The sequence below is a fragment of the Pantoea sp. WMus005 genome (assembly GCF_013415305.1).
Classification (GTDB): Bacteria; Pseudomonadota; Gammaproteobacteria; order Enterobacterales; family Enterobacteriaceae; genus Pantoea; species Pantoea rara.
Map to the genome: position 1 here is coordinate 1,638,410 of NZ_JACBXU010000001.1, position 14,189 is coordinate 1,652,598.

The 14,189-nt window shown below is 55.3% G+C and carries 18 protein-coding genes and 2 tRNA genes; 13 read left to right on the plus strand and 7 right to left on the minus strand.

The features are described from left to right. The first annotated feature begins 10 nt into the window (after nt 1–10). From rutC to rutG, 4 genes are read left to right on the plus strand one after another with little or no spacing between them, the layout of a single operon-like run. Nucleotides 11–406, plus strand: a complete 396-nt coding sequence (rutC, locus tag HZZ01_RS07465) for a pyrimidine utilization protein C (protein ID WP_090962411.1) — start codon at nt 11–13, stop codon at nt 404–406. Further along, nucleotides 406–1,215, plus strand: coding sequence for a pyrimidine utilization protein D (gene rutD, locus HZZ01_RS07470; protein ID WP_179896140.1), 810 nt, complete (start codon nt 406–408; stop codon nt 1,213–1,215). The genes rutC and rutD overlap by 1 nt, the downstream gene beginning before the upstream one ends. 19 nt (nt 1,216–1,234) lie before the next feature. Next, entirely contained in the window at nt 1,235–1,750 is a 516-nt protein-coding gene (gene rutF / locus HZZ01_RS07475; protein ID WP_179896142.1) for an NADH-dependent FMN reductase RutF, read from the plus strand. Between the two features lie 46 nt (nt 1,751–1,796). Beyond that, a complete protein-coding gene (rutG, locus tag HZZ01_RS07480) occupies nt 1,797–3,125 on the plus strand; it encodes a pyrimidine utilization transport protein G (protein WP_179896143.1) in 1,329 nt (442 codons plus the stop codon). Here rutG and HZZ01_RS07485 read toward each other — a convergent pair whose 3' ends face one another. Then, nucleotides 3,126–4,040 (minus strand): DMT family transporter, encoded by a 915-nt coding sequence (locus HZZ01_RS07485; RefSeq protein ID WP_179896145.1) that lies wholly within the window; start codon nt 4,038–4,040, stop codon nt 3,126–3,128. A 96-nt stretch (nt 4,041–4,136) separates the two neighbouring features. Further along, complete coding sequence (locus HZZ01_RS07490) at nt 4,137–4,310, minus strand: general stress protein (RefSeq protein ID WP_013357370.1); 174 nt, start codon at nt 4,308–4,310, stop codon at nt 4,137–4,139. Between the two features lie 298 nt (nt 4,311–4,608). Here HZZ01_RS07490 and wrbA point away from each other — a divergent pair, with 298 nt between their 5' ends. The 3 genes from wrbA to HZZ01_RS07505 are packed head-to-tail and all read left to right on the plus strand — an operon-like array spanning nt 4,609 to nt 6,886. Next, the gene (gene wrbA, locus HZZ01_RS07495) at nt 4,609–5,208 is read left to right on the plus strand and encodes an NAD(P)H:quinone oxidoreductase (protein WP_179896147.1); all 600 of its coding nucleotides are present in this window, start codon (nt 4,609–4,611) and stop codon (nt 5,206–5,208) included. 20 nt (nt 5,209–5,228) lie between these two features. Further along, a complete protein-coding gene (locus HZZ01_RS07500; protein WP_003850006.1) occupies nt 5,229–5,459 on the plus strand; it encodes a YccJ family protein in 231 nt (76 codons plus the stop codon). Between the two features lie 53 nt (nt 5,460–5,512). Continuing rightward, nucleotides 5,513–6,886 (plus strand): NAD-dependent succinate-semialdehyde dehydrogenase, encoded by a 1,374-nt coding sequence (locus HZZ01_RS07505; RefSeq protein WP_179896148.1) that lies wholly within the window; start codon nt 5,513–5,515, stop codon nt 6,884–6,886. Nucleotides 6,887–6,951: 65 nt separating this feature from the next. Here the strand turns inward: HZZ01_RS07505 and agp are convergent, their stop codons facing one another. From agp to HZZ01_RS07520, 3 genes are all read right to left on the minus strand, one after another. Continuing rightward, entirely contained in the window at nt 6,952–8,628 is a 1,677-nt protein-coding gene (gene agp / locus HZZ01_RS07510; RefSeq protein WP_179896150.1) for a bifunctional glucose-1-phosphatase/inositol phosphatase, read from the minus strand. A gap of 271 nt (nt 8,629–8,899) precedes the next feature. Next, nucleotides 8,900–8,987 (minus strand) — tRNA-Ser (locus tag HZZ01_RS07515). Nucleotides 8,988–9,055: 68 nt separating this feature from the next. Beyond that, a tRNA-Ser gene (locus HZZ01_RS07520) sits at nt 9,056–9,143 on the minus strand. 220 nt (nt 9,144–9,363) lie between these two features. Between HZZ01_RS07520 and yccA the strand changes: the two genes are divergently transcribed. Continuing rightward, the gene (gene yccA, locus HZZ01_RS07525) at nt 9,364–10,017 is read left to right on the plus strand and encodes an FtsH protease modulator YccA (protein WP_179896152.1); all 654 of its coding nucleotides are present in this window, start codon (nt 9,364–9,366) and stop codon (nt 10,015–10,017) included. Between the two features lie 104 nt (nt 10,018–10,121). Beyond that, the gene (locus tag HZZ01_RS07530; RefSeq protein ID WP_179896154.1) at nt 10,122–10,448 is read left to right on the plus strand and encodes a TusE/DsrC/DsvC family sulfur relay protein; all 327 of its coding nucleotides are present in this window, start codon (nt 10,122–10,124) and stop codon (nt 10,446–10,448) included. Here the strand turns inward: HZZ01_RS07530 and yccX are convergent, their stop codons facing one another. Beyond that, complete coding sequence (gene yccX / locus HZZ01_RS07535) at nt 10,449–10,727, minus strand: acylphosphatase (RefSeq protein WP_179896156.1); 279 nt, start codon at nt 10,725–10,727, stop codon at nt 10,449–10,451. An 85-nt stretch (nt 10,728–10,812) separates the two neighbouring features. Between yccX and rlmI the strand changes: the two genes are divergently transcribed. Together rlmI and hspQ are read left to right on the plus strand one after the other, a co-directional pair. Continuing rightward, nucleotides 10,813–12,003, plus strand: coding sequence for a 23S rRNA (cytosine(1962)-C(5))-methyltransferase RlmI (gene rlmI / locus HZZ01_RS07540; protein ID WP_179896158.1), 1,191 nt, complete (start codon nt 10,813–10,815; stop codon nt 12,001–12,003). Nucleotides 12,004–12,076: 73 nt separating this feature from the next. Beyond that, nucleotides 12,077–12,394, plus strand: a complete 318-nt coding sequence (gene hspQ, locus HZZ01_RS07545) for a heat shock protein HspQ (RefSeq protein ID WP_179897122.1) — start codon at nt 12,077–12,079, stop codon at nt 12,392–12,394. 35 nt (nt 12,395–12,429) lie between these two features. Here the strand turns inward: hspQ and HZZ01_RS07550 are convergent, their stop codons facing one another. Beyond that, on the minus strand, nt 12,430–12,843 hold the full coding sequence (locus tag HZZ01_RS07550; protein ID WP_179896159.1) for a CoA-binding protein: 414 nt from the start codon (nt 12,841–12,843) through the stop codon (nt 12,430–12,432). Nucleotides 12,844–13,019: 176 nt separating this feature from the next. On the opposite strand from HZZ01_RS07550, the gene HZZ01_RS07555 reads away from it, so the two are divergent. Continuing rightward, nucleotides 13,020–13,661, plus strand: coding sequence for a DUF2057 family protein (locus tag HZZ01_RS07555; protein ID WP_179896161.1), 642 nt, complete (start codon nt 13,020–13,022; stop codon nt 13,659–13,661). Nucleotides 13,662–13,729: 68 nt separating this feature from the next. Next, nucleotides 13,730–14,188 (plus strand): methylglyoxal synthase, encoded by a 459-nt coding sequence (mgsA, locus tag HZZ01_RS07560; protein WP_090962438.1) that lies wholly within the window; start codon nt 13,730–13,732, stop codon nt 14,186–14,188. The last annotated feature ends 1 nt before the right edge of the window (nt 14,189 follow it).

Below are 14,189 nucleotides of genomic sequence, written 5' to 3' on the forward strand. Positions count from 1 at the left end.
GGAGGTCGCAATGCCGAAAAGTATTATTGTTCCGCCGGGCACCACCACACCCATCGCCCCGTTTGTCCCCGGCACGCTGGCGGATGGGGTGGTCTATGTCTCGGGTACGCTGCCATTTGATGGTGACAATAATGTGGTGCATGTGGGTGATGCCGCCGCGCAGACCCGCCACGTACTGGAAACCATTAAAAAGGTCATTGAGACCGCCGGTGGCAGCATGGCCGATGTGACATTTAACTCGATCTTCATCACCGACTGGTCGAACTACGCCGCGGTGAATCAGGTTTATGCCGAATACTTCCCCGGTGAAAAGCCTGCCCGTTTCTGCATCCAGTGCGGGCTGGTCAAGCCTGACGCGCTGATTGAGATCGCCAGCGTGGCGCACATCGGCAAGCCGGAGGTCTGATGCAGCTGGATATTCTGGGCCTGCAAAATCCCGAGGCACCGACACTGGTGCTCTCTTCCGGTCTGGGCGGCGTGGCGGGTTTCTGGCAGCCGCAGCTGGCGGCCCTGACGGCACGCTATCGGGTCGTGCTCTATGACCAGCGCGGCACCGGTCGCAGCGCGGACAGCTTACCGGAAGGCTACAACATGGCTATGATGGCGGCTGAGCTGGCCAACGCGCTGGCGCAACACGGCATCCTGCGCTTCAGCCTGATTGGCCACGCGCTGGGCGGTCTGGTGGGAATGCAGCTGGCGCTGGATTATCCGGACCGGATCGAACGGATCGTAGTAATCAACGGCTGGCTGACGCTGCATCCGCATACCCGCCGCTGTTTCCAGGTGCGGCAGGATCTGCTGCTCAATGTCGGCGTCGAAGCTTTCGTCCGCGCTCAGCCGCTGTTTCTCTATCCTGCTGAGTGGATGGCCAGGCATCAGACGCGTCTGGAGCAGGAAGATAGCCATCACGTCACGCATTTTCAGGGGATGGAAAACCTGATGCGACGGCTGCATGCCCTGATGAGCGCCGACTTCAGCGCACGGGCGTCTGCCATTCCGCAACCGGTGCTGGTGATTGCCAGTCAGGACGATCTGCTGGTGCCGTGGAGCTGCTCAACCGGGCTGGCCGCGGCGCTGCCTAACGCCACTGAACAGATGATGGCCTGGGGCGGCCACGCCATGAGCGTCACCGACCCTGAAAACTTTAATGCCCTGCTACTGCAGTGGCTGGATCAGACTGATGACGTGCAGCCCCTGCAGCGCGTCGCCGGCTAACCCTTTCGCGGAGAACACGATGAGCCTGGAAACCCTTACCCCAGTCGTTGAGAAAACTGAGTTTCGTAATGCGATGTCGCTGCTGGGTGCTGCGGTCAACATCATCACTACAGAAGGACCGGCCGGACGCGCTGGCTTTACCGCCTCTGCGGTGTGTAGCGTCACCGATTCGCCACCGACGCTGCTGGTCTGCCTGAACCGCGCTGCATCGGTGTACCCGGTGTTCCGCGAAAACATGCAGCTCTGCGTCAATACGCTGGCGGCAGGACACGAAACGCTCTCCAATCTGTTTGGCGGAAAAACACCCATGGCTGACCGTTTTATTGCCGCTGAGTGGTCGACGGCCGTGACCGGCTCGCCGGTGCTGAGCGGCGCAGTCGCCTCTTTTGACTGTCGCATTACACAGATTGTCAGTGTCGGCACGCATGACACGCTGTTCTGTGAGGTTGTGGGTTTAGTGCGCAATGACGACACCCATGGCCTGGCCTGGTTTGACCGGGGATACCATCCCCTGATGCGGCAGGATGCCTGTTAACACTTCCCTGTAACTCACCGGCATTCATAGCGCTCTGGAGTAGACGATGGCACGATCCTGGTTTCCGCAATGGCAGAAGAAGTCGGCACTAACAGAAAACGGTATTATCGCCCCGGATGAGACACTGCCTCTGGGACAAACGCTGGTGCTGGGTTTACAGCATGCGGTGGCGATGTTTGGCGCAACGGTGCTGATGCCGCTGCTGATGGGGTTGGATCCCAATCTGGCCATTCTGGTTTCGGGTATTGGCACGCTGCTGTTCTTCTTTATTACCGGCGGACGTGTGCCCAGCTACCTTGGGTCGAGCGCTGCCTTTGTGGGGGTGGTGATTGCGGTAACCGGCTTCAGTGGTCAGGGACTGAATCCCAACCTCAGCGTGGCACTGGGCGGCGTCATCGCCTGTGGCGTTCTTTACACGCTGATTGGGCTGGTGGTGATGAAGTCAGGGACGCGCTGGATCGAAAACCTGATGCCGCCGGTGGTGACTGGCGCGGTGGTGATGGCGATCGGGCTGAATCTGGCTCCAGTCGCGGTTCACAGCGTCTCCGCCTCTTCATTCGACAGCTGGGTCGCGGTGATGACCGTGCTCTGTATCGGTCTGGTGGCGGTGTTTACCCACGGAATGATTCAGCGTCTGCTGATACTGGTCGGTCTGATTCTGGCGTGGGCAATCTATGCGATTCTGACCAACGGTCTCGGATTGGGCAAGCCGGTCGATTTTACGATGCTGTCACAGGCTGCCTGGTTTGGTCTGCCGCACACCACCGCACCGACCTTTGATCTGCAGGCAATGGTGCTGATCGCACCGGTCGCGATCATTCTGGTGGCTGAAAACCTCGGACATCTGAAAGCGGTAGCGGGCATGACGGGCCGGAATCTCGATCCTTACATGGGACGGGCTTTTGTCGGCGATGGCCTGGCCACCATCCTTTCTGGCTCGATCGGCGGCAGTGGCGTAACGACCTATGCCGAGAATATTGGCGTGATGGCCGTGACGAAAGTCTATTCCACCCTGGCGTTTGTTGCCGCGGCCATCGTCGCTATCCTCGCCGGTTTTTCGCCGAAGTTTGGTGCACTAATCCACACCATTCCGGCCCCGGTTATTGGCGGCGCATCCATTGTGGTGTTCGGACTGATTGCAGTGGCAGGCGCACGCATCTGGGTGCAGAACCATGTCGATTTAGGTCAGAACAGCAACCTGATTATGGTTGCTACCACACTGGTTCTCGGTGCAGGGGATTTCGCGCTGAAAATCGGCTCTTTCACGCTGGGCGGGATCGGTACAGCTACCTTTGGCGCGATTATCCTTAATGCCATTCTGCGCCGACGCAGCGCGGCGCAGCAGGATAAGCCGCTGGCGCGGCAGCAGGGTTAACTACTCCAGCGGTGTGGCAGCAGGCTGCACCGTTTTTTTTCGTTTCAGTCGCAGCTCACTGACGATAACCCCGCAGACGATCAGCGCCCCACCCAGCAACGCCAGCGCAGGCAGACGCTCACCCGCAATACGTCCTACTACCCCAGCCCATACTGGCTCTCCGGCATAAATTACCGTGGCACGGGTTGGCGAAACGCTGCGTTGCGCCCAGTTCATGGTGACCTGAATCAGCGCACTGGCCGCACCCAATCCCAGCGCGCTGAGTAGCAACGGCGTTGAGATCGCAGGCACCGTCTCCCCATCAGGGATCATCAGCCCAAAGGCACACAGCGACGCCACTGCCAGCTGGATCAACGTCACGCGGCGTACATCGACCTGACCGGCATAGCGGCTGATTAAGATGATCTCGGCGGCAATCGCCAGCGTGCTAAGAAGCGTCGCTATTTCACCGGCATTAAGCCTGATGCGGCCATCCTGCGGGCTGGCCACCAGTAGCAAGCCGGTAAACGCCAGCACAATCCCCAGCCATGACATGACTCCCGGCGGACGGCGTAAAAATAGCCACTGCAGCAACGGCACCACCGGAACATAGAGGGCAGTGAGAAAAGCGGACTGACTGCTGGAGATGGTCTGCATTCCCCAGGTCTGAAGGCCATAACCTCCGGCGATCGACAGGCCAATCAGCACGCCTGCTTTCACCTCCAGCCAGGTCATTCCAGCCAGATAACGGCGGAAAAACAGTGCCAGCAGTAGCGCGGCGGTGGCAAAACGCAGGCCGACAAAGAAGAAAGGACCGGAGTACTGCATCGCACGATGCACGACCAGAAAGGTGCCGCCCCAGATCATAGTGATAAAAAGTAATACCAGCTCCTGCCGCGTCAGGCGCAGGGTTAAACCGCGGGGTGTGTCCGACATAATTCACCTGATGATGGATTCGGACGATATTGTGGGGAGAGCGAGGTAGAAAAGCAATGATGCTCACCGCCGGTCTGAACCGGCGGCAATACGGAGTTATGCGTCCGCTTTTTTAGGACTGCTGCGTCCGCCCTTTTCACCGGCACGCGCGGCACGCTGCGGGTCATTTTTGAAATTACCGCCGCTGTTTTTTCCGCCTTTACGTCCCGCTTCTGCGGCACGCTCACGATTCTCAGCAAAATTGCCTGAACCTCCACGATGCGTTGTCATGATTTGCTCCTGTCGCGTAGTGCGATAAATAAGAATCAAAAAAAGGATTCAGGGTCCGAAACGTGAACTCAGCCCTTGATTAAATAATAGCCAGATTCTGCTTTAACTCCTCCGCCAGTCACATTTCGCAACAGAGTTATCACCAGCAATTTGATTAAAGAACGAACATTTAGTCGGCATACAACCGATTAGCTGCAGATTTATTGCCCGACATCTTCACTGCGGCTTCAGCATCACCTGCGTAAAACGAAAGCTCTTCTATACTTTTTCTGGACGTCAAAACCACCTGGAGAGATCTATGGCTAAGATTCTGGTGCTCTACTATTCGATGTACGGACATATTGAAACAATGGCGAACGCGGTTGCAGAAGGCGCTCGTCGGGTTCCCGGCGCGGAAGTGGATATTCTGCGGGTACCAGAAACGATGGAGGCCGATCGCTTTGCACAGGTGGGCGGCAAAACTGATCAGCAGGCGGCAGAAGCCACGCCTGACGTGCTGCCGCACTATGACGCGATTATCGTTGGCACTCCGACCCGCTTTGGCAACATGGCCGGACAAATGCGGACATTCTGGGATCGCACAGGCGGTCTCTGGGCATCAGGCGCACTGTTTGGCAAAGTCGCCAGCGTCTTTACTTCAACTGGCACTGGCGGCGGTCAGGAACAGACTATTACGTCAGTCTGGACCACCCTGGCGCATCACGGCATGGTGATTGTCCCTATCGGCTATGGAACCAAAGAGCTGTTCGATATCTCACAGGTTCGCGGTGGCACACCTTATGGTGCGACCACGCTGGCAGGCGGCGACGGTTCCCGTCAGCCGACAGAAGCGGAACTCAACATTGCCCGTTTCCAGGGTGAACATGTTGCCGGACTCACCGTCAAACTGCAGGACTGATTTAATCAAAGGAGAAAAGTATGTCTACTGAACAATCGAAAGCACATCACGTTGGCGAATGGGCAAGTCTGCGTCATACCTCCCCTGAAATTGCCGAGGCCATTTTCGAAGTGGCGAATTACGATGAGAGACTGGCAGAAGAGATCTGGCGTCAGCAAGGCAGCGATGACGTGCTGATTCGTGCCTTTGAAAAAACCGATAAAGATCTCCTGACCTGGGATGACAAGCCCGTAGAACGCAAGAACGTCTGATTCAGGGGCGGGACTTTCCCGCCCTCAATTTTTTAGATCACCAAGGAGTACCTATGTCTTCCTATCAAAGCATTAATCCCGCAAACAACCAGTTGCTGAAAAGCTGGCTGTCACACGATGAAGCCGCCGTCAGCCATGCCCTCGAAGTGGCCGATCGCCTTTTCCATTCTTCATGGAGCAAAGGTGATATTCAGCCGCGTCTGCAGGTGCTGAAAAAACTGGCTGACCTGATTGATAGCCGCGCGGAAGAGCTGGCCACCATCGCCAGTAAAGAGATGGGTAAACTGATTGGTCAAAGCCGTGGCGAAGTGAAAATCTGTTCGCAGATTGCCCGCTACTACGCTGAAAATGCGGAACGTATTCTGCAGCCGCAGTCCTATCCCAGCGAGCTGGGCGAAGCCTGGGTCGAGTATCACCCGATTGGCGTGTTAGTCGCCGTCGAGCCGTGGAACTTCCCTTATTATCAGCTGATGCGCGTGCTGGCGCCGAACCTGGCACTGGGTAACCCGGTGCTGGCGAAACATGCCAACATTGTGCCGCACTGTGCCGATGTCTTTGAAAAGCTGGTTCGTGAAGCAGGTGCGCCTGAAGGTGCCTGGACTAACCTGTTCATCTCCACCGATCAGGTCGCCGATCTGATTGCTGATGATCGGGTGCAGGGTGTCGCCCTGACCGGTTCCGAGCGCGCAGGTAGCGCCGTGGCTGAGCAGGCCGGTAAGCATCTGAAGAAATCGACGCTGGAACTGGGCGGCAATGACGTGTTTGTGGTGCTGGATGACGCCGATCTCGACGAAGCCGTCCGTCAGGGCGTGCAGGCGCGCCTCAGCAACTGCGGTCAGGTCTGTACCGCCGCAAAACGTTTCATCCTGCATGAGAAGATTGCCGATCGCTTTATCAGCCAGTTCAGCGCTGCGCTGAGTTCTGCCACACTGGGCGATCCCCTGGATGAGAAGACCAGCCTTGGCCCGCTCTCTTCCGCTGACGCGCGTGACCGCCTGGTGAAACAGGTCGACGAAGCCGTGGCAAATGGGGCAAAACTGGTGACAGGCGGTAAAGCGGTTGAAGGCGCAGGTTGCTTCTATCAGCCCACCATTCTTACTGGCATTACCCCGGACAACCCTGCCTATTATCAGGAGTTCTTCGGCCCTGTAGCGCAGGTTTATGTCGTGGGTGATGATAACGCGGCTGTGGCACTGGCAAACGACTCACACTACGGTCTGGGTGGCTCAGTCTGGACGCGGGATACGGCGCGCGGTCGTAAACTGGCGTCCGCCATTGAAACCGGCATGGTATTTATCAACTCGCAGAGCGACACCTCAGCGGAACTGCCTTTTGGTGGTGTGAAACGTTCAGGCTATGGTCGTGAGCTTTCTGATCTGGGTATCAAAGAGTTTGCTAACCAGAAACTGGTGGTTGTCGCGGGTTAATCGCCCTTCAGCCATAAAAAAACCCCGTCTCGACGGGGTTTTTTATTATCGGCCGGATAGCGCGATTACTGCGTTGCCGCAGCCGCTGACTTTGATTCGTCATTGTGCGCAGCAACAGGCTTATTCGCAGCGTTAGCCTGGTCAGTTTTCGCATCACTGGCTGAGGCTGCTTTGTCTTCCTTCTCTTTCTCAGCAGCGGCTTTATCGGCTGCCGCTTTATCCGCCTTTGCTTTCTCAGCAGCGGCGGCTTTATCCGCTGCCGCTTTGTCTGCTTTTGCCTTCTCAGCAGCGGCTTTATCCGCTTTTGCTTTCTCAGCAGCGGCGGCTTTATCTGCTTCAGACTTCTCAGCGGCAGCTTTGTCGGCTTTCGCTTTGGCTGCGGTCGCTTTATCCGCTTCAGCTTTATCAGCAGCAGCGTCATTCGTTGCTGCGGCTTTTGCGCTGTCGTCGTCAGACTGTGCTGCGGGTTGTGGGGCCGCCGCTGGCTGCATTGGCGTACCCTGCAGCGCAGCATTTAGTGCCTGTGAAAACTGATCCCAGCTGCAATAGCCGTTGGCATCGGTCTCACACCCTGCCAGTTGCAGCGTCACGCGCTTCGGTGGGTTCTTCAGGCTTAGCACGTCCGCGTTGCGCAGCTGATCGGCGGTCTGATAGACATACTCGACTTTGAGCAGGTCTTTATCATTTTTCGCATCATGCCAGCGTTCGAAAACCACCTGACCGCCAATCGGCGTTTTTTCGTAAGTATCAGGCAGTTCATAAGGCTTGACCTGCAGCGCGCTCAGCAGTGAGGCGATGTTCGAGTCATGGCCGACCATCAGCGTAATTTTCGGCGCGTTGGCTTTGTCCTGATCCACTAACTGACTGCGGATATAATCCACCAGTGGAGCCGCCACTTCGCGTGAAACGTCCGGGCTGGTGAACAGCGCATCCTGATAACCATTTTTGATCGCAGACAGCTCTTTCCACTGTTCAGGCGTTTTGATCTGGCCCCACGCAACCTGATCCAGCGGGAAACCTTCGTAATATTGCAGGGTGAAGGCATCCATCAGAGAGTTACCCACTTTCAGCGGGCCACTGACAGTCGGCTCTTTACCGTTTTCAGCGCTGAAGGTGTTCTGGCCACTACTGAGGTCACACTGCTTTTTGTTGTTGCAGGCAGGCGATGCTTTGTAGTCAACAATCTTTTCGAGGCGCTGGAAGGCAGGCTTCAGCGACAGTTTTTCATTCGCGGCAGCCATCGCGGCCAGTGCTTTCTTATTGAATGCATCGGTGCCGTCTGTGATAACCGGATTGAAGATAGGATCCATGGAGCCCATTTCATCCTGATGAGTGACCGCGACGTCACAGCCAGGGAAGGCGCCATTGACAAAGAACTGGGCGGTGGCCACAGTGCGCTGCAGGCTGTTCGCGTATACAAAGACGTTATTGCTGTCAGGACAGCTGCCGTTCTTCACAAGGCCCTGCTGTGCCAGCCACTGACGGGTGTAGTTACCCATGTAGACTTCCAGCACACCACCTTTGGTGGTCAGCTGTCCGCCGGGAACATCCCACTGCGGCCAGCTCTTTTTGGTCGACTGCGCCAGCACGCTGCCATTATCAGCCAGCGGCGCACGCAGATTGTGACGACTTAACATCAGCACCTGTTGCAGCTGCATATCACCCTCAGCAGCAAATGCTACCGTTCCGACCGGCAATGCAGCGAGCACTGACAATGCGCAAAGACTCAGTTTCTTGATCATTGTGCCTATTCCATTCATTCAGTAAAGAAACACTCTGGCTATCAACCGATTAGCTCGCCTCAGAGCGATGTAATCAACAGTGTAACTCAGCTCGCCTCAGAAATGCGCCAGATGTTTGCAAAAACAGTGAGTGGACTATAGCAGAGATGCACCGGAGAGATGAATGCGCAGCCACACGTCACAGAGAGAGGCACGCTTTTTTCGGACAGGAAGAAGAAACAGAGAGGGCAGAAACGAAACAGGCCAGCACTGAGTGCTGGCCTGTAAAATGTGGCGGAGGAGGAGAGATTCGAACTCTCGGATGGTTTCCCATCGGCGGTTTTCAAGACCGCTGCCTTAAGCCGCTCGGCCACCCCTCCGTTTTGAAACTGTACTGCATCGGCAAAATTATTGATTCCTACCGCTTTATTGCTCATGGCAAATAAAGTGGCGGAGGAGGAGAGATTCGAACTCTCGGATGGTTTCCCATCGGCGGTTTTCAAGACCGCTGCCTTAAGCCGCTCGGCCACCCCTCCGCAATGACGCGCACTATAAACACCCCGTTTAGGGATGTAAAGCACCTATCTGTCTATTTGCCTGAAAAACAGCCAGATTGTGATTTTTTGATGTCAAAATCGCCACTCTGCTCAAACAATTAGCAGATTAACGCGTAAAGAAGGGTAAAACGCCTTTTCCCTCTTTAATGGCCTGCGTATTCTCGGCACATATTTGGTGTTCTGCTTAAAGGAGCGCAACATGGAAAGAATTGTCACCTCATCGCAGTCCTCATTGCTGTCAACGCACAGAGTTCTGCGCAATACCTATTTTCTTCTTGGACTGACCCTGGCCTTCTCGGCCGTTACGGCGACAGCCAGCACCCTGCTGGCCCTGCCTGCGCCGGGGTTAATCCTGATGCTGGTCGGCTTCTATGGCCTGATGTTTTTAACCTACCGTCTGGCTAACAGCCCGATGGGCATCCTGGCTGCTTTTGCTTTTACCGGCTTTCTGGGATATTGCCTGGGGCCTATCCTGAGTTCCTTCTTAACCGCAGGCATGGGTGACGTGATAGCGCTGGCGCTGGGCGGCACAGCGCTGGTGTTCTTCTGCTGTTCAGCTTACGTGCTGACCACCCGTCGTGATATGTCCTTCCTCGGCGGCATGATGATGGCAGGTTTCGTCGTGTTGCTGGTTGCTGTGGTCGCCAACCTCTTCCTGCAGCTGCCTGCATTGCATCTGGCCATCAGCGCCCTCTTCATTTTGTTTTCAGCTGGTGCGATTTTGTGGGAAACCAGCAACATCATTCACGGTGGCGAAACCAACTACATCCGGGCGACGGTCAGCCTCTATGTTTCGTTGTACAACATCTTCGTCAGCCTGCTGAGCCTGCTGGGTTTTGCCCGCAGTAACTAACTGGCAGTGACTGTCGATCTGTAAGACCCCGCTTCGGCGGGGTTTTTGCTTTTACTGCCCGCCATGTTTGCTAAACTGCCCGTCATTTATAAAGGGGACATCATGTGAATTTTAACGGTAACGAAATCGCCGTCGATGCCGAAGGCTATCTGAAGAGTATCGACGACTGGAGTGAAGCGCTGGCGGCACATATTGCCGGACTGGAGGGCCTCACCCTGACTGAGGCACACTGGGAAGTGGTCCATTTTGTGCGCGCATTTTATCTGGAATTTAACACCTCACCCGCCGTGCGGATGCTGGTAAAGGCGATGGCGCAAAAGTATGGGGAAGAGAAAGGTAACAGCCGCTACCTGTTCCGCCTTTTTCCTGAGGGGCCGGCTAAACAGGCAACGAAAATCGCCGGTCTGCCTAAACCGGCGAAATGTCTGTAATTAGCCCGTTCTGAAATCACGGGGCGTTTCTGCGGGCTGGTGCGGCTCCACCAGCACCTTATCAACGCGCGCACTGCGTGGCCCGCCTGCTTTAAGCCAGGCGATTAGCGCCTCGACCTGCTCAGCCTCTCCCCAGGCCAGCACCTCGACACTGCCGTCATCCAGATTTTTCGCGTAACCCTGCACGCCAAGCGCCCTGGCTTCTGCCTGGGTGCTGTAACGAAACCCGACGCCCTGGACGTGGCCATGAACCCATGCTTTAAAACAGGCTGCTGACATTATTCTCTCCTGCTGCTGTTCGTTGCAATTTCCCGTTATCCACCGGACAATGGCGCCTCATTTTTTCAGGTAAGCATAGCAAACTATGACAGTCAGATTGATTCTCGCAAAGGGACGTGAAAAGTCCCTGCTCCGTCGTCATCCATGGGTCTTTTCAGGTGCCGTTGCGCGGCTGGAAGGTAAAGCGCAACTGGGTGAAACCATTGACGTTTGTGACAGCAACGGTAAATGGCTGGCTCGCGCCGCTTATTCACCTGAGTCGCAGATTCGCGCCCGTGTCTGGAGCTGGCAGGCCGATGAATCCATCGATATCGCCTTCTTTGTCCGCCGTTTTGAACAGGCACAGCAGTGGCGCAAATGGCTGGCGGCCCGTGATAGTCTGGACAGTTATCGCCTGATCGCCGGTGAATCTGATAATTTGCCGGGCGTCACCATTGATCGTTTTGGCAACTTTTTAGTGATGCAGTTGCTCTCGGCTGGCGCGGAATATCAGCGCGCGGCGATTATCACTGCCCTGCAACAGTGTTTCCCCGGCTGCGCCATCTATGACCGTTCTGACGTCGCCGTTCGTAAAAAAGAAGGCCTGGAGCTGACACAAGGCATCGTCACCGGTGAACTGCCACCGCCGCTATTGCCAATTACAGAACATGGCATGAAGTTACTGGTTGATATTCAGGGCGGCCACAAAACCGGCTATTACCTTGATCAGCGTGACAGCCGTCTCGCTACGCGTCGCTACGCTCAGGATGCACGCGTCCTTAACTGCTTCTCTTATACCGGCGGGTTCGCAGTTTCTGCACTGATGGGCGGCTGTAAAGAAGTGATCAGCGTCGATACCTCACAGGAAGCGCTGGACGTTGCCCGTCAGAACGTTGAACTGAATGAGCTGGATCTCTCCCGTGCGCGCTTTGAGCGTGATGATGTTTTCAAACTGCTGCGCCGTTATCGTGACAGTGGTGAGAAATTTGATCTGATCATCATGGATCCGCCGAAATTCGTCGAAAACAAAAGCCAGTTGATGGGTGCCTGTCGTGGCTATAAAGACATTAATATGCTCGCTATTCAATTATTGAATCCGGGTGGCGTTTTAATGACTTACTCCTGCTCAGGTCTGATGGCCACCGATCTGTTTCAGAAGATCATCGCCGATGCCGCGCTGGATGCGGGCCGCGAAGTGCAGTTTATTGAGCAGTTCCGTCAGGCAGCCGATCATCCAGTCATCGCCAGCTATCCGGAAGGTCTCTACCTGAAAGGTTTCGCCTGCCGCGTGATGTGACTTGAAAAAACGGCTCCTGCCCCCATATTGACAGAAGAGCTTTTTTTCGGAGGTCATTATGATTGTCAGTAAAATGATTGCCAGTAAATTTGGTATTGGTCAGCAGGTTCGTCATCGTCTGTCCGGCGTACTGGGCGTGATCGTCGATGTCGATCCTGAATACTCGTTAGATGAGCCTGCAATTGAAGATGTTGGTGCGGAAGAGAAAATGCGTACCGCGCCCTGGTATCATGTGGTGATGGAAGATGAGGAAGGCGATCAGGTTCACACCTATGTCGCAGAGATCCAGCTTTCCGGTGAAACCAGCATTGAACACCCTGAGCAGCCTTCAATGGATGAACTGGCGGCATCAGTACGCCAGCAATTACAGGCGCCGCATCTGCGACATTAATCTGTGGCGGCACGCTCTGCCGCCACGCTAATTTTTTACCGCGTTATCCCAAGACGCGGAATTTCAATCTTCGGGCAGCGATCCATAATCACCGTCATTCCCGCATCCTGAGCCAGCACCGCCGCCTGCTCATTAATCACACCCAGTTGCAGCCAGAGTGTTTTTGCCCCCACGGCGATTGCTTCCTGTGCCACGCCCCATGCCGCTTCAGAATTGCGGAAGACATCCACCATATCAATCTCACCCGGTACATCCGCCAGGCTGGCATAACCCTGTTGTCCCAGCAGCGTTTTACCGGCCAGTTTTGGGCTAACCGGGATGACTTCATAGCCCTGATCAAGCAGATACTTCATTACACCGTAACTCGGCCGTTCGGGCCGATCACTTGCCCCGACTAAGGCGATACGTTGAGTTCGCGTCAGCACGTCACGAATTGTCTGGTCGTTCATGTTTACCTCCTTTCAGGCCAGTGTTGAGTGTAGATTGGTGCGCACTTTAGCGGATGAGTCCTGATTGCAATTAATTGAGCCCGCGCACGAATAAATGTGTTTAAATGTAAATAAGCTGCCATAATGTAAGAATTTGCTACACATCATCCTTTGTGTCATCAGTTACCGGAGTAGAAATGAAGTTGTCGCTGGCTGTAACGGGGTTATTGACTCTCCTCGTTTCGGCGTCCTGTTCTGCCATCACATTGAAGCTCGATCCACAGATCGATCTGCTGGTGCTGGATGGTCGAAAAATTTCAGGCTCGCTCCTCAAAGGAGCCGACAGCTTAGAGCTGGACCGTGGCCAGCATCAGTTTCTGTTTCGGGTAGAGCAGCAGCACAGCGGTCTGAAGGAGAAAGTCATCTCTTATCAGTCGCTGCCGATGATTGTCACCTTCACGGCAGTCACTAAAACCATCACCATCCGGTTACCTGCGCTGGAGACAAAACGCGAGCGTTATCATTTTGATCGCAGCCTGAACTTTCAGCTGGTGGATGAAAAAGGCACGGAGATAACCAGCGTGCGCGACCACCTGCCAGCCACCCAAACCGCAGATATGGAAAAAGCGATGCTGAATTATAACCGCACTCGTCAGGTCGCCTCTGTGCCCCGGTTTGCAAATCTGGCTTCTGCACCCCCCTCTTCCGTGCAACTGACCGCCGATCTTGACTGGACCAGCCAAGCCGAACTGCCCTCGCTGCATCGCTGGTTTCACCGCTTCGATGAAGCCACGCGCCAGCAATTTCTGACCCTGGTCAAAATGCTACGTACGAGTTGATAGAATCGAAAGGCCAGAGGTAAACTCGTGCTATCTCTTTTGCGCACGAGCCTTATCAGGACGCCTTTATGGAACAGACTGTTCGTACCCTTGGCACAATAAAGCATATCGCGCTGGTCGCCCATGACCATTGCAAAGCCGCCCTGCTTGACTGGGTGAAACAGAACCAGCCCGCGCTGGAATCTCATATCCTCTACGCAACCGGGACCACCGGGAATCTGATTAATCGCGATACGGGTCTGAATGTGACAGCCATGCTGAGTGGCCCGATGGGCGGCGATCAGCAGGTCGGTGCGCTAATTTCGGAAGGGAAAATTGATGCACTGATTTTTTTCTGGGATCCGCTTAACGCCGTGCCACACGATCCGGATGTCAAAGCGCTACTGCGTCTGGCGACCGTCTGGAATATCCCGGTCGCCACGAACCGCTCCACAGCGGATTTTATTATTCAGTCGCCCCTTTTTGCACAAAGCGTGGAGATTATGATCCCCGACTATCAGCGCTATCTGGCCGATCGTCTGAAGTAAC